The 25,053-nt window shown below is 60.8% G+C and carries 19 protein-coding genes, 2 tRNA genes and 3 rRNA genes; 6 read left to right on the top strand and 18 right to left on the bottom strand.

Features of this window, described 5'->3' with window-relative positions; translation table 11 throughout:
- Positions 1-141: 141 nt before the first annotated feature.
- From ACTYOL_RS06770 to ACTYOL_RS06745, 6 genes are all read right to left on the bottom strand, one after another.
- Positions 142-1,035: a LysR family transcriptional regulator gene (locus ACTYOL_RS06770; protein ID WP_444757691.1), complete on the bottom strand. Its 894-nt coding sequence runs from the start codon at positions 1,033-1,035 to the stop codon at positions 142-144.
- Positions 1,036-1,196: 161 nt separating this feature from the next.
- A 5S ribosomal RNA gene (gene rrf / locus ACTYOL_RS06765) occupies positions 1,197-1,312 on the bottom strand.
- 133 nt (positions 1,313-1,445) lie between these two features.
- Positions 1,446-4,338 (bottom strand): 23S ribosomal RNA (locus tag ACTYOL_RS06760).
- A 222-nt stretch (positions 4,339-4,560) separates the two neighbouring features.
- Positions 4,561-4,636, bottom strand: a tRNA-Ala gene (locus ACTYOL_RS06755).
- 6 nt (positions 4,637-4,642) lie between these two features.
- A tRNA-Ile gene (locus tag ACTYOL_RS06750) sits at positions 4,643-4,719 on the bottom strand.
- A 76-nt stretch (positions 4,720-4,795) separates the two neighbouring features.
- Positions 4,796-6,332: ribosomal RNA gene (locus tag ACTYOL_RS06745) — 16S ribosomal RNA — on the bottom strand.
- Together the 16S, 23S and 5S rRNA genes with 2 tRNA genes alongside form the textbook arrangement of a ribosomal RNA operon.
- 454 nt (positions 6,333-6,786) lie before the next feature.
- Here ACTYOL_RS06745 and ACTYOL_RS06740 point away from each other — a divergent pair.
- Positions 6,787-7,680 (top strand): formate/nitrite transporter family protein, encoded by an 894-nt coding sequence (locus ACTYOL_RS06740; RefSeq protein ID WP_444757690.1) that lies wholly within the window; start codon positions 6,787-6,789, stop codon positions 7,678-7,680.
- Positions 7,681-7,683: 3 nt separating this feature from the next.
- Here the strand turns inward: ACTYOL_RS06740 and ACTYOL_RS06735 are convergent, their stop codons facing one another.
- Entirely contained in the window at positions 7,684-8,778 is a 1,095-nt protein-coding gene (locus tag ACTYOL_RS06735; protein ID WP_200603513.1) for an MBL fold metallo-hydrolase, read from the bottom strand.
- A 128-nt stretch (positions 8,779-8,906) separates the two neighbouring features.
- On the opposite strand from ACTYOL_RS06735, the gene ACTYOL_RS06730 reads away from it, so the two are divergent.
- Positions 8,907-9,983: a diguanylate cyclase gene (locus tag ACTYOL_RS06730; protein ID WP_197892754.1), complete on the top strand. Its 1,077-nt coding sequence runs from the start codon at positions 8,907-8,909 to the stop codon at positions 9,981-9,983.
- 10 nt (positions 9,984-9,993) lie between these two features.
- Here the strand turns inward: ACTYOL_RS06730 and ACTYOL_RS06725 are convergent, their stop codons facing one another.
- Together ACTYOL_RS06725 and ACTYOL_RS06720 are read right to left on the bottom strand one after the other, a co-directional pair.
- Complete coding sequence (locus ACTYOL_RS06725; RefSeq protein ID WP_054891734.1) at positions 9,994-10,314, bottom strand: DUF2025 family protein; 321 nt, start codon at positions 10,312-10,314, stop codon at positions 9,994-9,996.
- Positions 10,315-10,439: 125 nt separating this feature from the next.
- On the bottom strand, positions 10,440-11,360 hold the full coding sequence (locus tag ACTYOL_RS06720; protein WP_444757689.1) for a LysR family transcriptional regulator: 921 nt from the start codon (positions 11,358-11,360) through the stop codon (positions 10,440-10,442).
- A gap of 115 nt (positions 11,361-11,475) precedes the next feature.
- Between ACTYOL_RS06720 and ACTYOL_RS06715 the strand changes: the two genes are divergently transcribed.
- Entirely contained in the window at positions 11,476-12,234 is a 759-nt protein-coding gene (locus tag ACTYOL_RS06715) for an SDR family NAD(P)-dependent oxidoreductase (RefSeq protein WP_200603515.1), read from the top strand.
- Here ACTYOL_RS06715 and ACTYOL_RS06710 read toward each other — a convergent pair.
- Positions 12,231-13,019: a LysR family transcriptional regulator gene (locus ACTYOL_RS06710; protein WP_200603516.1), complete on the bottom strand. Its 789-nt coding sequence runs from the start codon at positions 13,017-13,019 to the stop codon at positions 12,231-12,233. The two genes, ACTYOL_RS06715 and ACTYOL_RS06710, sit on opposite strands and share 4 nt — an antisense overlap.
- A 101-nt stretch (positions 13,020-13,120) precedes the next feature.
- On the opposite strand from ACTYOL_RS06710, the gene ACTYOL_RS06705 reads away from it, so the two are divergent.
- On the top strand, positions 13,121-13,849 hold the full coding sequence (locus tag ACTYOL_RS06705) for an SDR family oxidoreductase (RefSeq protein ID WP_200603517.1): 729 nt from the start codon (positions 13,121-13,123) through the stop codon (positions 13,847-13,849).
- A gap of 45 nt (positions 13,850-13,894) precedes the next feature.
- Here the strand turns inward: ACTYOL_RS06705 and ACTYOL_RS06700 are convergent, their stop codons facing one another.
- From ACTYOL_RS06700 to ACTYOL_RS06670, 7 genes are all read right to left on the bottom strand, one after another.
- Positions 13,895-14,764, bottom strand: a complete 870-nt coding sequence (locus tag ACTYOL_RS06700; RefSeq protein WP_200603518.1) for an efflux RND transporter periplasmic adaptor subunit — start codon at positions 14,762-14,764, stop codon at positions 13,895-13,897.
- Between the two features lie 11 nt (positions 14,765-14,775).
- Positions 14,776-14,982, bottom strand: coding sequence for a DUF1656 domain-containing protein (locus ACTYOL_RS06695; protein ID WP_054891739.1), 207 nt, complete (start codon positions 14,980-14,982; stop codon positions 14,776-14,778).
- On the bottom strand, positions 14,969-16,957 hold the full coding sequence (locus ACTYOL_RS06690; RefSeq protein ID WP_063543512.1) for an FUSC family protein: 1,989 nt from the start codon (positions 16,955-16,957) through the stop codon (positions 14,969-14,971). Before ACTYOL_RS06690 ends, ACTYOL_RS06695 begins: the two co-directional genes overlap by 14 nt.
- A 159-nt stretch (positions 16,958-17,116) precedes the next feature.
- Positions 17,117-17,233: a cytochrome c oxidase subunit CcoM gene (ccoM, locus tag ACTYOL_RS06685; RefSeq protein WP_054891741.1), complete on the bottom strand. Its 117-nt coding sequence runs from the start codon at positions 17,231-17,233 to the stop codon at positions 17,117-17,119.
- A gap of 133 nt (positions 17,234-17,366) precedes the next feature.
- A complete protein-coding gene (locus ACTYOL_RS06680) occupies positions 17,367-17,528 on the bottom strand; it encodes a hypothetical protein (protein ID WP_172964788.1) in 162 nt (53 codons plus the stop codon).
- 67 nt (positions 17,529-17,595) lie between these two features.
- A complete protein-coding gene (locus ACTYOL_RS06675; RefSeq protein ID WP_054891742.1) occupies positions 17,596-17,934 on the bottom strand; it encodes a hypothetical protein in 339 nt (112 codons plus the stop codon).
- A 110-nt stretch (positions 17,935-18,044) separates the two neighbouring features.
- Positions 18,045-18,740 (bottom strand): M949_RS01915 family surface polysaccharide biosynthesis protein, encoded by a 696-nt coding sequence (locus ACTYOL_RS06670; RefSeq protein ID WP_444757688.1) that lies wholly within the window; start codon positions 18,738-18,740, stop codon positions 18,045-18,047.
- Positions 18,741-18,858: 118 nt separating this feature from the next.
- Here ACTYOL_RS06670 and rapA point away from each other — a divergent pair, with 118 nt between their 5' ends.
- Both rapA and ACTYOL_RS06660 read left to right on the top strand, forming a co-directional pair.
- Complete coding sequence (gene rapA / locus ACTYOL_RS06665; protein WP_112897635.1) at positions 18,859-21,705, top strand: RNA polymerase-associated protein RapA; 2,847 nt, start codon at positions 18,859-18,861, stop codon at positions 21,703-21,705.
- 232 nt (positions 21,706-21,937) lie between these two features.
- Positions 21,938-24,202: a putative bifunctional diguanylate cyclase/phosphodiesterase gene (locus ACTYOL_RS06660; protein WP_197892729.1), complete on the top strand. Its 2,265-nt coding sequence runs from the start codon at positions 21,938-21,940 to the stop codon at positions 24,200-24,202.
- On the opposite strand, the gene ACTYOL_RS06655 is transcribed toward ACTYOL_RS06660, so the two are convergent.
- Positions 24,102-24,989, bottom strand: coding sequence for an NAD(P)-dependent oxidoreductase (locus tag ACTYOL_RS06655; RefSeq protein ID WP_444757687.1), 888 nt, complete (start codon positions 24,987-24,989; stop codon positions 24,102-24,104). The two genes, ACTYOL_RS06660 and ACTYOL_RS06655, sit on opposite strands and share 101 nt — an antisense overlap.
- Positions 24,990-25,053: the final 64 nt, after the last annotated feature.

Here is a 25,053-nt window from a genome sequence, read left to right as displayed (position 1 = left end):
GTCGCTCGGCTTCTTGTCGTTGTCATGTCGTCGTCCAGGCGACGACGCTGCAGGTCGGCCAATTCTAGGCGCTGGAGCGCGGAGTGAAAATTGATCGATTACCACGTCAGCGTTCTCCATCGGAGAACGCTCGAAGGGATGTTATGGCTGGGAGGGTGCGCGCAGGTGATCGATGAAGGTCTTGAGCGTCGGCGAGGCGACCTCGTACTTCTTGAATACCAGCAGCAATGAACGATGGGCCCAGGGCTCCGACAAGGTCACACGCTTGAGGCGATGGCTGCGCACGTAGGGCTCAACCGCGCTACGCGGCAGAACGGTAATACCTAGGCCATTGGCGACCATGCGACACATGCAGTCGAAGCTGCTGATACGGATGCGTAGCTTGAGCGGTTGCCCCATTGTTTTGGCCTGTTCGGTGAGCAGGCCGTACAGGGTACTGTCCAGGTGCGGGCCAACGAACTCATACGCCAGCACCTCGCTGAACTGCACGGTGCGGCGCTTGGCCAGATCGTGCTGTGTTGGCACCACCAACACCAATTCATCGTGCCGGTAAGGCAGGGTTTCAAGCCCCAACGGGGCTGTGTGCGAGGAGATGATACCGAGGTCGGCGTGATCGTCGGCCACAGCCCGGACGACCGCCGAGCCAATACCTTCCTCGATATCGAACTTGATCTGTGGGTAAAGCTGGGCGAAGCCAGCCATGTCCTGGGGCAGGAACTGCGACAGCGCCGAAGTGATGGCGTGGATGCGGATATGACCCTTGACCCCTGCGGCGAACTCGCTGAGTTCGTTGTCCAGCTGTGCCATGGTCTGTTTGAGCTGACGGGCGTAATAGAGCAGGGACTGGCCGGCAGGCGTCAACTCGACACCGCGCGCGTTGCGAATCAGAAGCGGCGACCCGATCTGCGCCTCGAGTTCGCTGATGCGCTTGCTGATCGCCGAGACTGCCAGGTGCTTGATACCGGCAGCGCGCGTTAGATTGCGCTCCTGGGCGACAGTGATGAACAGGTCCAGGCTGGTGAGGTCGTAGCGCATGCGAGCCGGGTCAGGGAGGAATAGAGGTGCACCATACCCTGTAGAGGCAGGCTTGTCCCGTGGCGTGCATGGTGTCGGCGTGGGGGAGCGATGCGACCTGGCGAACGCCAGAAAGACAAAACCCCTACCTGCTCGCGCAGATAGGGGTTTTGCGAAATGAATCTTGACGATGACCTACTCTCACATGGGGAAGCCCCACACTACCATCGGCGATGCATCGTTTCACTGCTGAGTTCGGGATGGGATCAGGTGGTTCCAATGCTCTATGGTCGTCAAGAAATTCGGTTGCCAGTGCGTCTTTGCAGACACGCCAGCCAATTCGGATATGTGATCTTTGTGGGTCGCTTCGAACTTTCGGTTCGTTTCGTCTTCACCACCACAATCTGCAAGGCAAATTGCTTGGGTGTTATATGGTCAAGCCTCACGGGCAATTAGTATTGGTTAGCTCAACGCCTCACAGCGCTTACACACCCAACCTATCAACGTCGTAGTCTTCGACGGCCCTTCAGGGGATTCAAGATCCCAGTGAGATCTCATCTTGAGGCAAGTTTCCCGCTTAGATGCTTTCAGCGGTTATCTCTTCCGAACATAGCTACCCGGCAATGCCACTGGCGTGACAACCGGAACACCAGAGGTTCGTCCACTCCGGTCCTCTCGTACTAGGAGCAGCCCCTCTCAAATCTCAAACGTCCACGGCAGATAGGGACCGAACTGTCTCACGACGTTCTAAACCCAGCTCGCGTACCACTTTAAATGGCGAACAGCCATACCCTTGGGACCGGCTTCAGCCCCAGGATGTGATGAGCCGACATCGAGGTGCCAAACACCGCCGTCGATATGAACTCTTGGGCGGTATCAGCCTGTTATCCCCGGAGTACCTTTTATCCGTTGAGCGATGGCCCTTCCATACAGAACCACCGGATCACTAAGACCTACTTTCGTACCTGCTCGACGTGTGTGTCTCGCAGTCAAGCGCGCTTTTGCCTTTATACTCTACGACCGATTTCCGACCGGTCTGAGCGCACCTTCGTACTCCTCCGTTACTCTTTGGGAGGAGACCGCCCCAGTCAAACTACCCACCATACACTGTCCTCGATCCGGATCACGGACCTGAGTTAGAACCTCAAGGTTGCTAGGGTGGTATTTCAAGGATGGCTCCATGAGAACTGGCGTCCCCACTTCAAAGCCTCCCACCTATCCTACACAAGCAAGCTCAAAGTCCAGTGCAAAGCTATAGTAAAGGTTCACGGGGTCTTTCCGTCTAGCCGCGGATACACTGCATCTTCACAGCGATTTCAATTTCACTGAGTCTCGGGTGGAGACAGCGCCGCCATCGTTACGCCATTCGTGCAGGTCGGAACTTACCCGACAAGGAATTTCGCTACCTTAGGACCGTTATAGTTACGGCCGCCGTTTACCGGGGCTTCGATCAAGAGCTTCGCTTGCGCTAACCCCATCAATTAACCTTCCGGCACCGGGCAGGCGTCACACCCTATACGTCCACTTTCGTGTTTGCAGAGTGCTGTGTTTTTAATAAACAGTCGCAGCGGCCTGGTATCTTCGACCGGCATGGGCTTACGGAGCAAGTCCTTCACCCTCGCCGGCGCACCTTCTCCCGAAGTTACGGTGCCATTTTGCCTAGTTCCTTCACCCGAGTTCTCTCAAGCGCCTTGGTATTCTCTACCTAACCACCTGTGTCGGTTTGGGGTACGGTTCCCAGTTATCTGAAGCTTAGGAGCTTTTCTTGGAAGCATGGTATCAACCACTTCGCACTCTAAAGAGCGCTCGTCATCAGCTCTCGGCCTTGAAATCCCGGATTTGCCTAAGATTTCAGCCTACCACCTTAAACCTGGACAACCAACGCCAGGCTGGCCTAACCTTCTCCGTCCCTCCATCGCAATAACTGGAAGTACAGGAATATTAACCTGTTTTCCATCGACTACGCTTTTCAGCCTCGCCTTAGGGACCGACTAACCCTGCGTCGATTAACGTTGCGCAGGAAACCTTGGTCTTTCGGCGTGCGAGTTTTTCACTCGCATTGTCGTTACTCATGTCAGCATTCGCACTTCTGATACCTCCAGCAAGCTTCTCAACTCACCTTCACAGGCTTACAGAACGCTCCTCTACCGCATCACCAAAGGTGATACCCGTAGCTTCGGTGCATGGTTTGAGCCCCGTTACATCTTCCGCGCAGGCCGACTCGACTAGTGAGCTATTACGCTTTCTTTAAAGGGTGGCTGCTTCTAAGCCAACCTCCTAGCTGTCTAAGCCTTCCCACATCGTTTCCCACTTAACCATGACTTTGGGACCTTAGCTGACGGTCTGGGTTGTTTCCCTTTTCACGACGGACGTTAGCACCCGCCGTGTGTCTCCCATGCTCGGCACTTGCTGGTATTCGGAGTTTGCATCGGTTTGGTAAGTCGGGATGACCCCCTAGCCGAAACAGTGCTCTACCCCCAGCAGTGATACATGAGGCGCTACCTAAATAGCTTTCGAGGAGAACCAGCTATCTCCGAGCTTGATTAGCCTTTCACTCCGATCCACAGGTCATCCGCTAACTTTTCAACGGTAGTCGGTTCGGTCCTCCAGTCAGTGTTACCTAACCTTCAACCTGCCCATGGATAGATCGCCCGGTTTCGGGTCTATACCCAGCGACTAAAGCGCCCTATTAAGACTCGCTTTCGCTACGCCTCCCCTATTCGGTTAAGCTCGCCACTGAATATAAGTCGCTGACCCATTATACAAAAGGTACGCAGTCACCTAACAAAGTAGGCTCCCACTGCTTGTACGCATACGGTTTCAGGTTCTATTTCACTCCCCTCTCCGGGGTTCTTTTCGCCTTTCCCTCACGGTACTGGTTCACTATCGGTCAGTCAGTAGTATTTAGCCTTGGAGGATGGTCCCCCCATGTTCAGACAAAGTTTCTCGTGCTCCGTCCTACTCGATTTCATTGAAAAGAGACTTTCGTGTACGGGGCTATCACCCACTATGGCCGCACTTTCCAGAGCGTTCCACTAATCTCAAATCAACTTAAGGGCTGGTCCCCGTTCGCTCGCCACTACTAAGGGAATCTCGGTTGATTTCTTTTCCTCAGGGTACTTAGATGTTTCAGTTCCCCTGGTTCGCCTCTTGCACCTATGGATTCAGTACAAGATACTCAGCTTATGCTGAGTGGGTTCCCCCATTCAGAGATCTCTGGATCACAGTCTGTTTGCCGACTCCCCAAAGCTTATCGCAGGCTACCACGTCTTTCATCGCCTCTGACTGCCAAGGCATCCACCGTATGCGCTTCTTCACTTGACCATATAACCCCAAGCAATCTGGTTATACTGTGAAGACGACATTCGCCGAAAATTCGTGAGAACTCACAAATTTTACCTTAGCCTGAACTACCAGCAGTGAAACTGGCATTCAGTCTATTTCTATCACATATCCGAATTTTTAAAGAACGATCTGACAAAAGCCAGAAATCAACATTCATCAACGAATGTTCATTTCTAGGTTCTGATCAAGGTACAGCGTAAGTGGTGGAGCCAAGCGGGATCGAACCGCTGACCTCCTGCGTGCAAGGCAGGCGCTCTCCCAGCTGAGCTATGGCCCCGCATATTGGTAGGTCTGGGCAGATTTGAACTGCCGACCTCACCCTTATCAGGGGTGCGCTCTAACCAACTGAGCTACAGACCTATATAGGGTCTTGATCGTCTTCACAATGAATCAAGCAATTCGTGTGGGAGCTCATCAGCAGGCTGATGTCTTCGATTAAGGAGGTGATCCAGCCGCAGGTTCCCCTACGGCTACCTTGTTACGACTTCACCCCAGTCATGAATCACACCGTGGTAACCGTCCTCCCGAAGGTTAGACTAGCTACTTCTGGTGCAACCCACTCCCATGGTGTGACGGGCGGTGTGTACAAGGCCCGGGAACGTATTCACCGCGACATTCTGATTCGCGATTACTAGCGATTCCGACTTCACGCAGTCGAGTTGCAGACTGCGATCCGGACTACGATCGGTTTTGTGAGATTAGCTCCACCTCGCGGCTTGGCAACCCTCTGTACCGACCATTGTAGCACGTGTGTAGCCCAGGCCGTAAGGGCCATGATGACTTGACGTCATCCCCACCTTCCTCCGGTTTGTCACCGGCAGTCTCCTTAGAGTGCCCACCATAACGCGCTGGTAACTAAGGACAAGGGTTGCGCTCGTTACGGGACTTAACCCAACATCTCACGACACGAGCTGACGACAGCCATGCAGCACCTGTGTCAGAGTTCCCGAAGGCACCAATCCATCTCTGGAAAGTTCTCTGCATGTCAAGGCCTGGTAAGGTTCTTCGCGTTGCTTCGAATTAAACCACATGCTCCACCGCTTGTGCGGGCCCCCGTCAATTCATTTGAGTTTTAACCTTGCGGCCGTACTCCCCAGGCGGTCAACTTAATGCGTTAGCTGCGCCACTAAAATCTCAAGGATTCCAACGGCTAGTTGACATCGTTTACGGCGTGGACTACCAGGGTATCTAATCCTGTTTGCTCCCCACGCTTTCGCACCTCAGTGTCAGTATCAGTCCAGGTGGTCGCCTTCGCCACTGGTGTTCCTTCCTATATCTACGCATTTCACCGCTACACAGGAAATTCCACCACCCTCTACCATACTCTAGCTCGCCAGTTTTGGATGCAGTTCCCAGGTTGAGCCCGGGGCTTTCACATCCAACTTAACGAACCACCTACGCGCGCTTTACGCCCAGTAATTCCGATTAACGCTTGCACCCTCTGTATTACCGCGGCTGCTGGCACAGAGTTAGCCGGTGCTTATTCTGTCGGTAACGTCAAAACAGCAAGGTATTAGCTTACTGCCCTTCCTCCCAACTTAAAGTGCTTTACAATCCGAAGACCTTCTTCACACACGCGGCATGGCTGGATCAGGCTTTCGCCCATTGTCCAATATTCCCCACTGCTGCCTCCCGTAGGAGTCTGGACCGTGTCTCAGTTCCAGTGTGACTGATCATCCTCTCAGACCAGTTACGGATCGTCGCCTTGGTGAGCCATTACCTCACCAACTAGCTAATCCGACCTAGGCTCATCTGATAGCGCAAGGCCCGAAGGTCCCCTGCTTTCTCCCGTAGGACGTATGCGGTATTAGCGTTCCTTTCGAAACGTTGTCCCCCACTACCAGGCAGATTCCTAGGCATTACTCACCCGTCCGCCGCTGAATCAAGGAGCAAGCTCCCGTCATCCGCTCGACTTGCATGTGTTAGGCCTGCCGCCAGCGTTCAATCTGAGCCATGATCAAACTCTTCAGTTCAATACTGCTTGGGTTTTTAAGAAACCCTAAACTTGGCTCAGCAATCTCAAATGACTATGTGATTTCTCGCATGGCCACTTGTGATGCTGATAATCTTGGCGACTATCAGTCCGTACTCACAAGCACCCACACGAATTGCTTGATTCGATTTGTTAAAGAGCGTTTGGTTAAGAGCCTTTCGTCTCAACCGAGGCGCACATTCTACGCTTTCCTCACTTGCTGTCAAGCGTTTATTTTGAAGTTTTTTCAAACTGCTTTCTTTCAAAAGCCTTCAACGTCAACGACTTACCGACTGCCGCGCTGCGTTCATCGCTGCGAGGAGGCGAATAATACGTGGTTTGAAATCAGAGTCAACACTTTGATCCAAAAAAACTTTTATCCGCCTCCATGAGCTCACCGGCAACTAATTCGAGCGCAATCGATCTGTAGAGAAACATCCCAGGAGCGCGACACGATGAGCCAAGCGCAGAACGAGAAAACCCCGGGCCTGTCGGCAGATGAAGAGCAGGAAGTCAGTCATAACCAGCCACCCCGCGCAGCAGTACTGCACGAGATCATCCGCGCCCAGGGCGATCAGGAACTGGAACGCACCCTGGCAGCCCTGTGGTGGTCGGCACTGGCCGCCGGCCTGACCATGGGCCTGTCGCTGATGGCGATGGGACTGTTCTATGCACGCCTGCCAGACAACGACAGCAGCCAGGTGATTGCCAGCCTCGGCTACGCCGCCGGTTTTCTTGCCGTGATCCTCGCTCGCCAACAGTTGTTCACCGAAAACACCCTGACTGCCGTGCTGCCGGTAATGACCGCCCCTACCCTCGCCAACCTCGGCCGCCTTATACGCCTGTGGACAGTGGTCCTGATGGGCAATCTTGCCGGCACCTTGCTGGTGGCCTGGGTGATGCTCGAGCTGCCGATCTTCGACAGCAAGACCGATGTGGCCTTTCTCGAAATCGGGCGCAAGGTGATGCACAAAGATCCGAGCCAGATGTTCGCCAAGGGCATCATCTCGGGCTGGATGATCGCGACCATGGTCTGGATGATCCCATCCATGGAGAACGCCAAGATCTGGATCATCCTGATGATCACCTACCTGATGGCCCTGGGCGACTTCACCCATATCGTCGTCGGCTCGGTAGAAGTGTCTTATCTGGTCTGGGCCGGAGAGCAGACCTGGCCCAGCTTCTGGCTGGAGTTCGCCCTGCCGACCCTGGCCGGCAACATCATCGGTGGCAGCTTCATCTTCGCCCTCATCAGCCACGCCCAGGTACGCAGCGACAGCGGCAAGCCGCCGTCGAAGCTGCTGGATGATGAACAAGAGTCGCCAATAAAGAAGGGCCGTGAAAGCTGATACTCAGCGCACCGCCACTGCACGCTCGGTGCTGTCGCCTCGCTGACGCAAAGGCCTGGGCTGCCACCAGTTCTGCCCTGCATGGGGCGAATCCAGACTGACGCGCTCGCCCATCTGTGGCGTGCTCAACGGTACCTGGGCCTGCGCCGCCAGCGCGACGATGCGCTCGAAAGGCTCCTGCCAGCTGTGCAGGGAGAGATCGAACGTTCCGTTGTGGATCGGCAGCATCCAGCGTCCGCGCAGATCCAGGTGCGCTTGCAGGCTCTGCTCAGGCTGCATATGCACATTGGGCCAGGCCAGGTTGTAGGCACCGGTCTCCATCAATGTCAGATCGAAGGGTCCGAAGCGCTCGCCGATTTCGCGAAAGCCTTCGAAATATCCGGTATCACCACTGAAGAACAGGCGCAGCCCTTCATCGATCACCACCCACGACGCCCACAAGGTGCTGTTACTGTCGAACAGGCCGCGCCCAGAAAAGTGCTGCGCCGGTGTGGCGACGAAACGCACGCCTGCGACTTCGGTTTCCTGCCACCAGTCCAGTTGACGCACCTTGTCGCTCGGCACACCCCACTCGACCAAACGATCGCCCACGCCCAGCGGTGCAAGAAACTGGCCGGTGCTTGGCGCCAGCTGGCGTATGGCCGACTCATCGAGATGATCGAAATGGTCGTGGGACAGAATCACCGCTGCCAGCGGCGGAAGCTGGTCGATTGCCAGCGGCGAAGCGTGGAAGCGCAGCGGGCCGGCCCATTGCACGGGCGAGGCGCGTTCGGCAAATACCGGGTCTGTAATGAAGAAGTGCCCACGCAGTTTTAGCAGTACCGTGGAATGGCCCAGACGCCAGAGGCTGTGGTCCGGGGCATCGAGTACCTGCTGGCGGGTCATCGGCTGCAGGCTCGGGGGAGTGGCAGGACGTGTCTCGGGAGGTTTGCGCAGCAGCAGATACTTGAGGCCGATACGCAATTTCTTGAGCACGCCATCCTTGGGCAGCTCGGCCTGGTTGTAAAAACGCCCATCCCTGTAAGGTGCCGGCTCGCCGGCGGGGGAAGCCATGGGGGCCATGAGCAGGAGCACTCCGAGGAGAAACAAAGGCTTCATGCTACCTCACAATGATCGGATCAACCGTGAATTGGCTTGTAAGGTCATTTTTCCGCCATGAATCATTGTTCAACAATATTCATGCAACTTATGCGATAAACGGCTTCTGCAGAAAAAGAACGATAGACATGATCGACAACAGAAGCGGCAAGGGGCTCTCCTTCGTCAGGCGCATCTATCTGCCGCGGACCATCGGCATGGGCATCGGCCTGTTCAGCGTCATGGCGGCACTTGCCCCGCTGCAACCACCCACCTGGGTGTGGCTGCTGATGCTATTCAACGGCCTGGCCTGGCCGCACCTGGCTTATCAATGGGCGATCCGCTCCCCTGCCCCCTACCGCGCCGAACAGCGCAACCTGTTGCTCGATTCGCTGAGCGGCGGTTTCTGGGCTGCAGCCATTCATTTCAATCCGTTGCCGACCGTGACCATCCTGTCGATGATGACCATGAACAACGTCGCTGCAGGCGGCAAGCGCATGGTACTGCGCGGGTTGGTCGCGCAACTGACAGGCATGCTGCTGGCCATGGCGCTGTTCGGCCCCGGGCTGCAACTGCAAGCCACGGCATTGCAGGTCTATGCCTGCCTGCCAATGTTGACGCTCTACCCGCTGGCGCTCGGTTGGGTCTGCTATCAATTGGCGATCAAACTGGCCGACCACAAGCGTCGACTGAGCGCCCTGAGCCGCACCGACAGCCTCACCGGGCTGCTCAACCATGGCTCATGGAAAGACTTGCTGCTGCTGAGGTTCCAGATCTGCCACCAACAGCAGGCCCCAGCAGTCATCGCCCTGATCGACATCGATCATTTCAAGACCATCAACGACACCTTCGGCCACGTGGTCGGCGATTGCGTGCTGCGCCAGCTGAGCCACGAGCTCAAGCGCGTCCTGCGCGACGATGACCTGGCCGGGCGCTACGGCGGTGACGAGTTCTGTCTGATCCTGCCTGCCACCGATCAAGACCAGGCCGGCGTTGCGATGGAGCGCCTGCGTGAGCAGGTCAGCGCCTATCGCAACCCGCAACTGCCGGAATTGCGCATCAGCCTGAGCATAGGCCTCTCGGCCTATCACCCCGGACTGAAAACGCCCGAGCAGTGGCTTGAAGACGCCGACAAGGCCCTCTACACCGCCAAGCATCAAGGCCGCAACCAGGTCAACGTCGCCCGCAGCGAGGCTGGTCCTCTCAAGCTGGCCTACCCCGACTGAACCTGCTCGCTCAGCGCAGGCTACGCTCGGCGACGATCTCCGGCAGGTCGGTGCGGCGCAGATAGATCCGCAGCGGCTCGCCAATGTTCAGGCGATCGTCCACATGCTGTCGCAGCAACAGTGCCAGACGCTCACGGCAGAGCGCCATACGCCGCCCCGACTCGGGACGCCAGACGAACTCGCTGCAGGGCGTGATGCTCGCATCCGCGACATCCATACCGAATGCGTCCTCGGAAAAGCGCACGATATGCGTGCCACGCTTGCCGTGAAAACCGACGAAGCCGTTGAGCTGCTCGGCAGCTGTGCAGATATCCTGGGATGTAATGGCCATGACGTTACCTCGCAAAGAAATCGGAAGGAACGCACGCCAGGCGGGAACGGTTGCCTCTGTCGGGCAACGCGCAGATCGTTTGTTGCGCAGACTAACGCAACCTGCGCCGCCTTCGCCAAGGTTTTTCAGCGAGCGCCGGACACCGCCGGATCGAGCTGATCGGTCAACAGCGCCTCCATCCATCCCATGAACGCCTGTACCCGGCGCGGAACATGCCGCTGGCGCAGGTACAGCATCGTCACCGGCATGGCCCGGGCCTGCCAAGGTTCGAGCACCCGTACCAGATCACCGCGCCGCACGTCCTCGGCAACCCCCGCCGCTGGAACCTGGATCAGCCCCAGGCCGGCCAGGCCCGCGGCCGAATACGCCACGGCATTGTTCACCGTGAGCACACCCCTCATGGGCAGAAAACGCGATTGCCCGTCGACTTCGTACTCGAACCCCGGACTCTGCGCACCGAGCCTGGAGACGTAGTGCACGAGCTGATGCGTCGCCAGATCGTCCAGCGTGTGCGGCACGCCATGCCGGGCAAGGTATTCGGGGCTGGCGCAGTTGCACATGGTCATGCGCCCCAGTGGCCGGGCGGCCACATCCGGGTCACCCAGTTCGCCCACCCGCAGTACGCAGTCAAAGCCACCTTGCAGCAGGTCGACACGCTGGTCGGTGCAACTGAGCTCCACTTCCAGGCGCGGATAGCGCAACAGAAAGCCTGAAAGGGCCGGCATCACCACCTTGCGCGCCATCATGGTCGGCATGTCGATACGCAGACGCCCGGCCAGCTCGGCCTCGTCGCTGCGAAACAGGCTCTCGATCTCGTCCATGCCTGACAGCAAATCCTTGCTGCGCTCGTAGAGCAGCAGGCCGTCCTGCGTCGCCTGCACGCGGCGCGTGGTGCGGTTGAGCAGGCGCGTGCCAAGCAAGCGCTCCAGTGCCCGGACCTGCTCCGAGACAGTCGAACGTGGCAAGCCAAGACTCTCACCCGCCAGGGTGAAACTGGACAGTTCACTGACCCTGACAAAGGTACGCAACAATTCCAGCTTGTTCATCGAGCCGCCTTGATAGTTCGAATATGGCGAACAGTATTTCCAAAACAGCAGGATTTAACAGCCTTTTGTCGACCAATAACCTGTGAGCACAGACTCCATCGACGAGGTAATCCACATGACCCGTAAAATCGCTCTGCTCACTGGCGCCAGCCGCGGCCTTGGCCGCAACACCGCCGAACATCTCGCGGCCCGCGGCATCGATGTCATCGGCACCTATCACAGCCGGGCCGACGAAGCCCAGGCCCTGGTCGAGCGCCTGGAACAGGCTGGGGTGCGTGCCGCCATGCTGCAACTGGATGTCGGCGACAGCCAAAGCTTCGCCGACTTCGCCGAACGCCTGGCGCACACCCTTGATCAACGCTTTGCCCGCCGACAGTTCGACTTTTTGGTGAACAACGCCGGTGTCGGCATACATGCACTGTTCAGCCAAACCACCGAGGCGCAGTTCGAGCAATTGCTGAACATCCACCTCAAGGGCCCGTTCTTCCTCACCCAACGCCTGCTTCCGCTACTGGCCGACGGGGGGCGCATCGTCAACATTTCAAGTGGCCTGGCACGCTTCTCGCTGCCCGGTTACTCCGCCTACGCGGCAATGAAGGGCGCCATGGAGGTGCTCACCCGCTACCAGGCCAAGGAGTTGGGTGAGCGCGGCATCCGGGTGAACATCCTGGCGCCGGGCGCCATCGAGACCGATTTCGGGGGTGGCACCGTGCGTGACAATCAGCAGGTCAACGCCTTCGTGGCCAGCAATACTGCCCTGGGCCGCGCCGGCCTGCCCGACGATATCGGCGCAGCCATCTCCCTGTTGCTTGAGGACGGTAATGGCTGGATTACCGGGCAGCGTCTGGAAGTCTCCGGCGGCATGTTCCTCTAACCCAGGCTGCTGCCGCTCAGCGCCTGCTGCAAGCTCGCCAAGGCAGGAATGTCCAGCGCCTGGGCGGCGTAGCACAACCCGACCCGACGCCTCAGCGCCGGGCCGGGCCCTGGTTGCCAGTAGACCCCTGGGTGGCGCTCGGCCAGCGACTGCGGCAACCAGGCCGCGCCCAGTCCGGCGGCGACCAGCGCCAACGCCAGTTGCAATGATCCGGCCTGTGCCACCTGCTCACCCTCGCCATATAGCCCCATCAGGCGCTGGTGCGAAGGATGCTGCGGGCAGGTGATCCAGCGACCGTCGGCCTGGCTGCCGGTGGCCATGACCAGGACAAACGACTCTTCCCACAGCGCCAGGAAGAGCTCATCCTCACAGCGCTCAGCTTCATCGGCCAACCGCGCATCGCCCTCGCAACCGTCCAGCAACGTCAATTGCAACCCAGGCACGGCCTGAGCCGCAAGACACACGCATGCTTCGACCTGGGCCGGGGCGATATCGGCCTCGATACCCAGCACGAGCGGGACACGCTCCTGCTCCTGGCGAAAGCGCAGGCGCAGCGCCTCGGCTTCAGCAACCATGCGGCACGCCTGCGGATACAGCGCCCGCGCCTGCTCGCTGACGTCCACACCGCGGGCCTGGCGCAGGAACAGGATGACGCCGAGGTCCTCCTCGAGTTGCCGGATGGTCACTGACAATGTCGGCTGAGCCACGCACAGGCGCTGCGCGGCCAAGGTGATGTTGCGCTCTTCGAACACGGCGATGAACGCCTTGAGATGACGAATATCCATAGATAAAACCGATGCCAGCCAGAGGAATAAGCCGTTTTTCATGGCCTGGATCGATGCTTACAATTCTGGCCATCGAAAACGATTATGCCTTGGAGGCGCTCATGAACAAACCTCTGATCATCATCACCGGCGCCAGCTCCGGTATCGGGGCCGCCACGGCCCAGCAATTCTCGGCCGCAGGTCACCCGCTGCTGCTGATCGCTCGTCGCCTGGAACGTCTCGAAGCATTGGCCCTGCCCAATTGCCTGTGTCGCGCCGTGGACATTCGCGACCGTGCCGCACTGGTGGCGGCGGTGAACGAAGCCGAAGCCGTGTACGGCCCGGCCGATGCGCTGGTGAACAATGCCGGCGTGATGCTGCTGGGCCAGGTGCACGAGCAGGATCCAGAGCAGTGGGACCGGATGATCGACATCAACGTCAAAGGCCTGCTCAACGGTGTGCATGTACTGGCCAGCGGCATGGTCGCACGACGCGCCGGCACCCTGATCAACGTCAGCTCCGTCGCCGGGCGCAAGACCTTCCCCAACCATGTCGCCTACGTCGGTACCAAGTTCGCCGTGCATGGCCTGTCGGAAAACCTGCGCGAAGAGCTGGCGCCACACAACGTGCGTGTCGTCACCATCGCGCCGGGCGCGGTCGAGACCGAGCTGCTCGGCCACACCACCGACGAGGGCATCAAGCGCGACTACGAGTCGTGGAAAGCCAATGACATGGGCGGCGTAGTGCTCAAGGCCGAGGATGTGGCCGGGGCGATCGTCTGGGCGTACCAGCAGCCGCAACATGTGTGCATCCGCGAGATCGTCCTGGCAGCCACTGCCCAGCAACCCTGATGGCAAGCGCTCCCACGGGCACGCCGGGCGTCCGTGGGAGCTGGCTCAGCGCTGCACCTCATCCTCCCGCACCTGCACACTCGCGGTCATCCCGGCGCTGAGATTCACCCCCGCGGGGATATCGTCCAGCCTGATCCTCACCGGTATCCGCTGCGCCAACCTGACCCAGTTGAAGGTCGGCTCCACCTCCGGCAACAACTGTCCGTCCGGGGTCGAGTTGCGGTCAGTGATGCCCCGGCTGATGCTCTCCACATGCCCATGCATGGCCTCCCCCGCCCCCATCAGCCAGACCTTCACCGGATCCCCGACACGAATGCGCGGCAGCTTGGTTTCCTCGAAATAGGCCTGGATATAGAAGGTCGAGTCGTCCACCAGCGCCATCATCGATTGCCCGGTATTGACGTAGTTGCCTTGGGCCAGTCGCAGGTTGGTGATGTGACCGTCGCGCGGTGCGCGCACTTCGCTACGGGCCAGGTTGATCTTGGCCACCTGCAGTTGCGCTTGCGCCTCGTGCAGTTCGCCACGGGCGATGGCAGCATTGATCTGGGCGTTCTCGCGCAGCTCGGCGCTGATCGCCTCCGGCCCAAGGGCCGTGCGCCGAGCCGCTTCGCGCTCACGCAGGCGCAACTGCTGGGTGCGGGTTTCAGCCACGGCACTGGCCTGGTCGAAAGCCGCCTGGAAGCGCTCGTGATCGATGATCATCAATACATCGCCGGCCTTCACCGGCTGGTTGTCGTGTACCCGCAGTTCGCGCACCCAGCCGGACACGTCCGGGGCGATCACCACCACATCGGCCCGCACCCGCGCATCGCGCGTCCAGGGGGTAAGCATGTAGTACTGCCAGAGGTGATATCCGGCAAACACGGCAATGGCCACCACGCACAGGGTGACCAGGGTACGTACCGCTGTACGCATGGACTGACTCCTTACAAAGGTCCCAACAGATGTACCACCAACGACAGCACACAGACGAACAACGCCGCATCGAACAGCGCTTCATGCCAGATCCAGCGACCGAGTGGCGTCGCCTGCACCACCCAGCGCAACAGCCCGGTAAGCACCAACGCCATCAACACGTAGATCAGAAACGGGCTGAGCAATACGCCGCCCAGCGCCCACTCACGCAACCCCATGGACTTCCTCCTGCCAACGGCACCACTTGCCCCAGCTCTTCTGCAATTGCAGGACCGCGCCGATAGCCAGGCGCAGCGGGTCGCTCGACGGCTGGCGGCGCAGGGCCTCGATGAACTGCTCGCTGGCGGCATCCAGACGCTGGCCGCGCCCAGGCGCAGGGCCACTGGCCAGAACCGCCTCCAGTTGCTGCAGGTACTGGCGCTCGGCACCGGCCAACGGTACCTGGGCCACCGCCAGGCACATGCGCAGGTGCACCAGTTCGTCACCGATGTCCAAGCCATGCAGGCCATCGTCCCAACGCTTGCGCTCGGCCTCGGGCAACTCGCTGGCATGACGGGCCAACTGCATCAGGCGATCGGCCATGCGTCCACCAAACCAACTGTCGGCGCCCCGCAGGTCGCGATGGGTCAGGCGAACCAGGTCGCTCTGGGTGGCGGCCCTCAGGCGCCGACCCAGCCACTTCGGATGACGCAGCACGACCAACCGAAACGCCAGTACCGCCGCCCCCACACCGATGAGCATGGCCTGGGCGCTGTTGAGCATGCTGGCCACGTCGAAGTGCATGGCGTTCAGAGGCGCCACCAGCACGATGAAATGCAGGCAGTACGAAGTCGCCGTCGGCCCCGTGCGCGGATGAGCCATGCCCAGCGCACCGAAGAACAGCGGTACGCCCATGCCAAGACACAGCAAGGCGAAACTGCTCCATTGTGGCAACAGGATCTGCCCAACGAAAAACGCCACCGGAATCGCCAGCAAGATGCCACGCAGAAAGCTCAAGCCGATCTGCGCGCCGTTCTCGCGGCTGGCGAACAGGCTGCAGACCACGCAGGTCAGCACCAGGCCTCCGGGGGCCGAGGGCCAGGCCGTGGCCAGCCAGAAACTGCTCATGACCAGAAACGCCAACGCACTGCGCGAACCGAACAGCAGCGCCAGCGGCAGGTCGCGATGCGCCGCCAGGCCCAGCGATACATCCTTGGGCGTTCGCCCCTCCTCTACATCCAGCAGCGCCTGGGTGGCGGCCATGGCGAAGTCCAGCAGCAGGGCCAGGCGCGCCAGGCAGAAATGCTCGGCGGGGCTGATCTGTTCGTCGTGGGCTGCGTCCCAGATACGTTGGCGCAATAACAGAAGGCTGGGCTGATCGGGGTTGGCCAACTGGGTCCGGACCTCCTCCAGCCAGGGCGCCAGGTGCGCCGCTTGCTGTTCGTCGAGCTGACGCCACTGACGACGCACCGAACGCGAAATGCGCAGCAGCACCATCAGCTTCTGGCTCAGGCCACGGATTGCGCGGGCCCGCTGGCGGCCACGACTGCCTTCGAACCAGGCATGTTCACGCTGAACGTCGATGGCGACGATGCGCCCAAGGATGTCCAGCAGCCCCTGGCGCGCCTCGTCTTCACCGCCGAGCATGGCGCTGGCGGTCTGCATGCCGTTCTGCCAGGCCTGCCGCGCCTGGCCGCCGAGTTGCTGCTCGACGCGCATCGGCCAGATCAGCGCGCTGGTGGCTGTGGCGCAGACGATGCCCAGGCAGATTTCGGTGCAGCGCGCCACCGCCTGGTCGAACACCTGTAAAGGGTGGTCGATCGCTGGCAATGCGATGATCGCTGCGGTATAGCCAGCCAGCACAAAGGCGTACGCCCAGGCACTGCGCAACTGGGTTGAAGCAGCGGTACAGAGCGCCAGCCACAAGGCAAGGGTCAGCAGGAACAACCACGGGGTCTGGGCGAACAGGCCGATGAACACCACCGACATGAACGTACCGACCAGGGTGCCGGCCAGTCGCGCCAGCCCCTTCTGCACCACCATGCCCGACAGCGGCTGGGCCACGATGAACGCCGTCATCAAGGCCCAGGCCGGTTGTTCCAACCCCCAGCGCAGCGCCAGCCACAGCGCCAGTCCACCGCCCAGCAGGGTCTTGATGGCGAACTTCAGAGCAGGGCTGGTGGGTGCGAACAGGGCCTGGAGGGTGATGGGCACGAAGCGGACCTTGCGGGGGGATATTGAATAGAACGATAGACAACGAACGGAAGAATAAAATGCAATCAACTAATTAGCTAGCTAATCATCTTTTAAAAAGATAAAAAAATAGGCGACCGAAGTCGCCCTAAATGCCTTGCGTGCTCATACCCGGAAGGATCAACGCGATTTGCGCTTGTTCGCATCCTTCCAGATGAAAAGTCCCAGACCGGCAAAGAACGTCAACATCAACCCGACTGTCACCACACCGGCGATCACCACGTTGTCGAAGAACATGTCGGCCTCCCGATTCGTTGCCGTTGTCCGATGTGTGCAAGGTAACGAATGTGCGGGGAGGAGAAATTGACCAGGGTCAATAGGGCCCGGGACCGGGCACAGGAGGGGGCGCAGGTTTGACCTACATCAGTTTTCAGCGCTTCTTGGGCTTGCTTTTGCCTTTCTTCTTCTTGCTTTTGCTCAACGGCATGGCCTGTTCGAAGGCCTGGCGCATTTCATCCAGGCGCTTGTCCTTGATGTCGTGGATGCGTTTGGCGCGCTCGGCGCCGAAGTCGATCAGGTTGTCTTGGCTCATGGGCGGGCTCGACTGACAGCGGATGCGCTCATGATGAAGCCTGATGGCGACGCTGAACAGCCCCGCCTCAGACTTCGATGTCCACCAGCAACCCCTGGCGTGGCCGCTCACCGAGCGGCGCAACCGGCACGGTATTGTCGGCATTGAGTTCATCGCCGGGCATTGCGCTGTAGAGCTCTTCCTGCTCGTCCTGGCGGCGTTGCTGACGGCGCTGCTGCTGGCGGCGTTGTTCCTCGCGCAGCCGATAGGCTTCATCCTGCGGGTCGCGCTGCTGCTTGAGGTCGATGGTGCCATCGCTGGAGGCAGGCTGGGCCGGAACCACCGGAGGAATATTGGGGCTCTGCTTGACGGGGTCTTGTTGCGAGGTCACGGGCACGGCACTGAGCGGAATGATCGGCGGCAGCATGAGTCGGTTCTCCTGTAGCCACTGTGTCGGCCAGCCACGGTACGCCTTGAGCACATGGGCAAGGGATTGTGCGGCCGGTCACAATACCGTTTGCAAAGTATAGACCGCGATCATTCGCCTTCGTCGTCGGGATCGTCGTCAGCGGGCTGGCTGGTTTCGCTCCAGGGCCGCTTGTAGACCTGTTGCCAGACCGCGTCCATGTGTTCGCGCAACACCTGCGGCGCACTCTTGAGCGACGCACTGTCCTCGCGCTCGCCACCGATGGGCTCCTCGCCCGCCGGGCTGATCTGCGACTGACCACTGATGCTGTAGATCGCCTCGCCTTCGCGCATTTCGATGCTGATGTCGTGCGGGTCGATGCCGCCGCCACAGAAGGCGTGGCTGGCCACGGTGACTTCGGCGACACCATCCTTGTTCAGGTCGGTGACGTCGCTGACATCGGTATAGAAGTCGACATCCAGGTCCAGCCCCGGGCACGTTGTCTCCTGATCGATCTGCCAGCGTGGCTTGAACGCCTCGCTTTCGCTCGCACGCCCATAGAGCGTGGCCTTGAGCACGACCTTGTCGACTTCCTGTTCGCTGTCGGCATCGGTCGCCTGGCCGTCCACACGGCTGAGCACCAGCAGACCTTCGCCTTCGCGGTCGTGGAAATGCACGCTCTTGAGCGGCGTCTGAACGCCCAGGGCTTCCAGTTGCTCGACCGGAATCGGCGCGAGGATCTCGAACTTCTTCTGGTCACAGGCTGCGAGCAGCGCCAGGCTGCCCACGGCCAGGGAGAGGTTCAACCAGCGGTGCGTGACAGGCATGTTGGCGCAAGGCCCTCGTTGACTAAAGGGTATTCGTCGATGAAGTGGCTGAACGCTTTGGTCCGCCGGGCCTATCCGTTAAGATAGTGCGCTTTTTCATCGCGGGAGTTCAGGCAGTATGGCGCAGCAGTATCAACCGGGGCAACGCTGGATCAGCGACAGCGAAGCCGAGCTCGGCCTGGGAACCATCCTGGCGCAGGATGGCCGCCTGCTGACCGTGCTCTATCCGGCCACTGGCGATACCCGCCAGTACTCGCTACGCAACGCGCCGCTGACCCGCGTGCGCTTCTCGCCGGGTGACCAGATCACTCACTTCGATGGCTGGAAGCTGACCGTGCGCGAGGTCGAGGATGTCGATGGCCTGCTGGTCTACCATGGCCTGGACGGGCAGAACCAGGCGCGTACCCTGCCTGAGACGCAACTGTCGAACTTCATCCAGTTCCGCCTGGCCAGCGACCGTCTGTTCGCCGGGCAGATCGACCCGCTGTCGTGGTTCTCGCTGCGCTACAACACCCTGCAGCACAGCAGCAAGCAGATGCTCTCCTCGCTCTGGGGCCTGGGTGGCTGCCGCGCCCAGCCGATCGCCCACCAGTTGCACATTGCCCGTGAAGTCGCCGACCGTATCGCCCCGCGGGTATTGCTGGCCGACGAAGTAGGCTTGGGCAAGACCATCGAGGCGGGCCTGGTCATCCACCGCCAATTGCTGACGGGCCGTGCCAGCCGCGTGCTGATCCTGGTTCCGGAAAACCTTCAGCACCAGTGGCTGGTCGAAATGCGCCGGCGCTTCAACCTGCAGGTGGCACTGTTCGACGCCGAGCGTTTCATCGAGAGCGATGCCAGCAACCCGTTCGAAGATGCCCAACTGGCGCTGGTGGCGCTGGAGTGGCTGGTCGACGATGAAAAGGCCCAGGACGCCCTGTTCGCCGCCGGCTGGGACCTGATGGTGGTCGACGAAGCCCACCACCTGGTATGGCACGAGGAGCAGGCCAGTGCCGAATACGCGCTGGTCGAGCAGTTGGCCCAGGTCATTGCTGGCGTGCTGCTGCTCACTGCCACCCCCGAACAGCTTGGCCAGGACAGCCATTTCGCCCGCCTGCGCCTGCTCGACCCCAACCGTTTCCACGACCTGGCCGCCTTCCGCGCCGAGAGCGAGCACTATCGCCCAGTAGCCGAAGCCGTCCAGGAGTTGCTCGACGAAGGGCGCCTGTCGCCCAAGGCCCACGCCACCATTCACAGTTTCCTTGGCGCCGAAGGCGAGGCCCTGCTGGCCGCAGTCAGCGATGGCGACAGCCAGGCCAGCGCACGCCTGATTCGCGAATTGCTCGACCGCCATGGCACCGGCCGCGTGCTGTTCCGCAACACCCGCGCCGCGATCCAGGGCTTCCCCGAGCGTCAACTGCACCCCTACCCGCTCGCCAACCCCGAACCTTACAGCGCGCTGCCCGCCGGTGAGCGTGCCGAGCTGTACCCGGAAGTGGCCTTCCAGGCCCAGGGCGAAGGCAGCGACGACGAACGCTGGTGGCGCTTCGACCCACGGGTCGATTGGCTGATCGACACCCTGAAGATGCTCAAACGCACCAAGGTTCTGGTGATCTGCGCCCATGCCGAGACCGCCATGGACCTGGAAGACGCCCTGCGTGTGCGCTCCGGCATCCCCGCGACGGTATTCCATGAAGGCATGAGCATCCTTGAGCGTGACCGCGCCGCCGCGTACTTTGCCGACGAAGAATTTGGCGCGCAGGTGCTGATCTGCTCGGAAATCGGCAGTGAAGGCCGCAACTTCCAGTTCGCCCACCACCTGGTGATGTTCGACCTGCCGGCGCACCCGGACCTGCTCGAGCAACGCATCGGTCGCCTCGACCGGATCGGTCAGAAACACACCATCCAGCTGCACATCCCGTACCTGCAGGACAGCCCGCAAGAGCGCCTGTTCCAGTGGTACCACGAAGGCCTGAATGCCTTCCTCAACACCTGCCCGACCGGCAGCGCCCTGCAGCACCAGTTCGGCACGCGCCTGCTGGCGCAACTGGTCGGCGGCGACAATGCCGCCTGGAGCGCCTTGGTCGCTGAAGCCCGCGGCGAGCGCGAGCGCCTGGAGGCCGAGCTGCACAGCGGCCGCGACCGCCTGCTGGAGCTCAACTCCGGCGGCGCTGGCGAAGGCGAGGCACTGGTCGAGGCGATTCTCGAGCAAGATGACCAGTTCGCCCTGCCTATCTATATGGAAACCCTGTTCGACGCCTTCGGCATCGACAGCGAAGACCATTCGGAAAATGCGCTGGTGCTCAAACCCAGCGAGAAGATGCTCGACGCGAGCTTCCCGCTGGGCGACGACGAAGGCGTGACCATCACCTACGACCGTGGCCAGGCCCTGTCGCGCGAGGACATGCAGTTCCTGACCTGGGAACACCCGATGGTGCAGGGCGGCATGGACCTGGTGCTGTCCGGCTCGATGGGCAACACCGCCGTGGCGCTGATCAAGAACAAGGCGCTCAAGCCTGGCACCGTGCTGCTCGAACTGCTCTATGTCAGCGAGGTGGTGGCACCGCGTAGCCTGCAACTGGGTCGCTACCTGCCCTCGGCCGCCTTGCGCTGCCTGCTCGATACCAATGGCAACGACCTGGCGCCGCGGGTTGCCTTCGAAACCCTCAACGACCAGCTCGAAAGCGTACCCAAGGCCAGCGCCAACAAGTTCATCCAGGCCCAGCGCGATGTCTTGGCCAAGCGCATCGCCGCTGGCGAGGCGAAGGTACTGCCGGTGCATGACGAGCGTGTCGCCGAGGCGCAGCGTCGCCTGGCCGCTGAAGCCGACGAGGAGCTGGCTCGCCTGACGGCGCTCAAGGCAGTCAACCCGAGCGTGCGTGACAGCGAGATCGATGCCCTGCGCAAGCAGCGCGAACAGGGCCTGGCGATGCTCGAAAAGGCCGCGCTGCGCCTGGAAGCGATTCGCGTGCTGGTGGCCGGCTGACAAAACGGCGAGCCCGCTCCCGCAGCGTTGTACATGCAGGAGCGGGCTTGCCCGCGAAGCACGCGCCGCCTCATCTGTTTTTATAACCTTCCGCTATTGACCTCATGTCCAAATGGTAGAGATCAAACTGCCATTAATCAGGAAGGCCTAGCTCCCCTTTCCTATACTCCGGTTTCAACGGTCTCCACCACGCTGTTTGGGGACGAGTGCAAACTCGACGAAGAGACAGGCAATGGAGTGGCTGGGACTTCAATTGTTCGCCGAGCTTCCGGCGAGCGGACAAATCATCCTCGACTGCCGTCATAACCCTTTCCTGGTCATGCTCGCCTACCTGGTGGCCTGCGCTGCATGCTTCGCCACCCTGGACATGGCCGAGCGGCAAAGTCACAGCGAGGGGCTCAACGCCCGCCGCCAATGGCGGATTCTGGGTGCCTGCTGCCTGGCCAGCGGTATCTGGGCCATGCACTTCATCAGCCTGCTGGCGTTCCAGGCGCCGCTTGAAGTGCATTACGACATGCCGCTGACCGCCCTCTCGCTGATCATCGCCCTGCTCGCCGCGTGGCTGGCAATGAACAGCCTCGATCGCACTGTGATGCAGTGGCGTCATTACCTGCAGGCTGCGCTGGCGATCGGCCTCGGCATCACCGTGATGCATTACGTCGGCATGGCCGCCCTGCAGACCAGCGCCCTGCAGTACTACCAGACCCCACTGCTGGTCGCCTCGCTGGGCATCGCTGTAGTCACCAGCCTGGTGGCGCTGCTGATGGCCCGACACTTTCGCAGTGGCAGCGGCACCCTGCATCTGGTGATGAAGTACGGCGCCAGCCTGATGATGGCGGCAGGCATCGTCCTCACCCACTTCACGGGCATGGCGGCACTGTCGCTGGTCATTCCAGACAACCTGCCCCTGCAACTGCCCTCGGCCAACAACAGCCTGCAGTTGGGGCTGACCATCGCGTTCATCACCCTGCTGATCAGTGGCAGCAGCATCAGCGCTGCACTGGCCGACAAGAAGCTGCAAAGCAAGGAACATGACCTGCGGCGGGTCAATGTGCTGCTCAGCCAGCTCGACCAGGCCCGTGCCTCGCTGCAACAGGCCGCCCACTACGATGCCTTGACCAACCTGATCAATCGCCGCGGCTTCAACCAGGTCTTTGCCGAACGCCTGGCCGAGCAGACCGCAAGCGAAGGCATGCTGGCCGTGATGTTCCTCGACATCGACCACTTCAAGCGCATCAACGACAGCCTCGGGCACGCCGCTGGCGACGAACTGCTCAAGGTGATCGCCGGACACATCAAGGCGGCGACCCGCTCCCAGGACGTGGTGGCGCGTTTTGGCGGCGATGAGTTCTGCATCGTCACCAGCCTGCACAACCGCGACGAAGCCCGTCACCTCGCGCAACGCATCATGCAGCGCATGAAGGAGCCCATCGATCTCGGTGGGCGACGCATGGTCATGACCACCAGTATCGGTATCAGCATCTTTCCCGACGATGGACGCAGCGCCGAGGAGCTGCTGAAGAATGCCGACCTGGCGCTGTACCAGTCCAAGGGTGGCGGGCGCAACAACCTGAACTTCTTCAACAGCAGCCTGAAGACCCGCGCCACGCTCGAGTTGCAACTGGAAGAGGAACTGCGCGTGGCGCTGCTCGATGAGCGCGGATTGTGCGTGCATTACCAGCCGATCTTCGACCTGCACAGCGCACGGGTCGCCAAGCTGGAAGCCCTGGTACGCTGGCAGCACCCGCAGCATGGCCTGCTCGGCCCCGACCGCTTCATCGGTATTGCCGAAGCCAATGGCCTGATCGCCGAACTCGATCTCTGGGTACTGCGCCGCGCCTGCGAAGACGTGGCAGAACTCAACCGCCTGGGCTACGGACACCTCAAGGTCACGGTCAATTGCTCCGCCGTGACACTGGGGCGCGAGGAACTGGCCAGCGAAGTGGAGATGGCCTTGTTCCAGGCCGGTGTGGCTGCTCGCCAACTGGAACTGGAAGTCACCGAAAACGCCCTGATGGGCGATATCCACCGCACCATCAACCTGCTCAAACGCATCCGCGCCCAGGGCGTGGCCCTGTCGATCGACGACTTCGGCACCGGCTATTCATCGCTGGCCTACCTCAAGCGCCTTCCCCTGGACGTGCTGAAGATCGACCGCTCGTTCATCCAGGATGTGCCAGGCAGCCAGCAAGACCGAGAGATCGTCCAGGCCATCATCATCATGGCCCACACCCTGCACCTGCAGGTCGTCACCGAGGGCGTGGAAACCGACGAGCAACGCGCATTTCTCGCCGCCCAGGGCTGCGATTTCCTTCAAGGCTACCTGCTCAGCCGTCCGGTACCGTTGACCGACCTGCCGCCGGTGCTGGAGCGGCTCGACAATCTGGACAGCGACTTCATTCCCGAGCGCGGAACAGCTCTACCAGGGTCGCCGGATCGTTTTGCAGATGCCCCTGGCTGCCGTGCAGGCGCATCAGTTGCGCGGCGAGGCCACTGATGGGTGTTGCCGAACCTTGCTCGCGGGAAAACTTCACTGCAGTGTCGAGGTCCTTGAGCAAGGTGCGCACATGCCATTTGACCGGGGTGTAGCGACTTTGCGCCATCTGTGGCGCGAGGATCTGCAGCGGCCGGGAGTCGGCGAATCCGCCGCAAAGCGCTTCGGCGATCAGGCTGGCATCCACCCCTGAACGTTCGGCCAGGGCCACCACCTCGGCAATCACCAAGGCATTGCAGGCAACGATCATCTGGTTGCAGGCCTTGGTCACCTGGCCGGCACCAACCGCCCCCATGTGCGTCACGCGCTGGCCGAGGGTCAGCAACACCGGGCGCACGCGCGCCAGGTCCGCAGCGTCACCGCCCACCATGATCGCCAGGGTACCCGCCTCTGCGCCTGGCGTACCGCCGGACACTGGCGCATCCAGCCAGGCCATGCCGCACAGGGCCGCAAGCTCCGCGGCCATGTCGCGGGTGGCGGTTGGCTCGAGGCTGGAGAAATCCACCAGCAACTGGCCGCTGCGCCCGCCCTCGGCGATGCCTTGCTCGCCGAACACCACCTCGCGGACCACGCCCGTGTCGGCCAGGCACAGCAGCACGATGTCAGTGTCACGGCACAACGCCGCCGGGCTCTCGGCCAGGCGTGCGCCAGCGGCGACCAGCTCGGCGCACTTCTGCGGGCTGCGGTTCCACACGGTCAGCGGGTAGCCGGCAGCCAGCAGACGACGGCACATCGGCAGGCCCATCAGGCCGATCCCGGCGAATCCCAGGGAAGGCAATGCAGTACTCATGAACGACTCCAGGCAAGGATTAAAGAAGCGCGACCTTCGGACGATGCAGTGCAGATGCCAGCGC

Source organism: Pseudomonas sp. A014 (genome assembly GCF_052378495.1).
Lineage (GTDB): Bacteria > Pseudomonadota > Gammaproteobacteria > Pseudomonadales > Pseudomonadaceae > Aquipseudomonas > Aquipseudomonas machongensis.
This window is presented reverse-complemented; position numbering and strand designations above follow the sequence as displayed.

Bases quoted from the DNA above. Each gene is read 5' to 3' on its own strand.
- ACTYOL_RS06770 (WP_444757691.1), bottom strand. From the start codon at position 1,035: ATGCGCTACGACCTCACCAGCCTGGACCTGTTCATCACTGTCGCCCAG.
- ACTYOL_RS06740 (WP_444757690.1), top strand. From the start codon at position 6,787: ATGAGCCAAGCGCAGAACGAGAAAACCCCGGGCCTGTCGGCAGATGAA.
- ACTYOL_RS06735 (WP_200603513.1), bottom strand. From the start codon at position 8,778: ATGAAGCCTTTGTTTCTCCTCGGAGTGCTCCTGCTCATGGCCCCCATG.
- ACTYOL_RS06730 (WP_197892754.1), top strand. From the start codon at position 8,907: ATGATCGACAACAGAAGCGGCAAGGGGCTCTCCTTCGTCAGGCGCATC.
- ACTYOL_RS06725 (WP_054891734.1), bottom strand. From the start codon at position 10,314: ATGGCCATTACATCCCAGGATATCTGCACAGCTGCCGAGCAGCTCAAC.
- ACTYOL_RS06720 (WP_444757689.1), bottom strand. From the start codon at position 11,360: ATGAACAAGCTGGAATTGTTGCGTACCTTTGTCAGGGTCAGTGAACTG.
- ACTYOL_RS06715 (WP_200603515.1), top strand. From the start codon at position 11,476: ATGACCCGTAAAATCGCTCTGCTCACTGGCGCCAGCCGCGGCCTTGGC.
- ACTYOL_RS06710 (WP_200603516.1), bottom strand. From the start codon at position 13,019: ATGGATATTCGTCATCTCAAGGCGTTCATCGCCGTGTTCGAAGAGCGC.
- ACTYOL_RS06705 (WP_200603517.1), top strand. From the start codon at position 13,121: ATGAACAAACCTCTGATCATCATCACCGGCGCCAGCTCCGGTATCGGG.
- ACTYOL_RS06700 (WP_200603518.1), bottom strand. From the start codon at position 14,764: ATGCGTACAGCGGTACGTACCCTGGTCACCCTGTGCGTGGTGGCCATT.
- ACTYOL_RS06695 (WP_054891739.1), bottom strand. From the start codon at position 14,982: ATGGGGTTGCGTGAGTGGGCGCTGGGCGGCGTATTGCTCAGCCCGTTT.
- ccoM (WP_054891741.1), bottom strand. From the start codon at position 17,233: ATGTTCTTCGACAACGTGGTGATCGCCGGTGTGGTGACAGTCGGGTTG.
- ACTYOL_RS06680 (WP_172964788.1), bottom strand. From the start codon at position 17,528: ATGAGCCAAGACAACCTGATCGACTTCGGCGCCGAGCGCGCCAAACGC.
- ACTYOL_RS06675 (WP_054891742.1), bottom strand. From the start codon at position 17,934: ATGCTGCCGCCGATCATTCCGCTCAGTGCCGTGCCCGTGACCTCGCAA.
- ACTYOL_RS06670 (WP_444757688.1), bottom strand. From the start codon at position 18,740: ATGCCTGTCACGCACCGCTGGTTGAACCTCTCCCTGGCCGTGGGCAGC.
- rapA (WP_112897635.1), top strand. From the start codon at position 18,859: ATGGCGCAGCAGTATCAACCGGGGCAACGCTGGATCAGCGACAGCGAA.
- ACTYOL_RS06660 (WP_197892729.1), top strand. From the start codon at position 21,938: ATGGAGTGGCTGGGACTTCAATTGTTCGCCGAGCTTCCGGCGAGCGGA.
- ACTYOL_RS06655 (WP_444757687.1), bottom strand. From the start codon at position 24,989: ATGAGTACTGCATTGCCTTCCCTGGGATTCGCCGGGATCGGCCTGATG.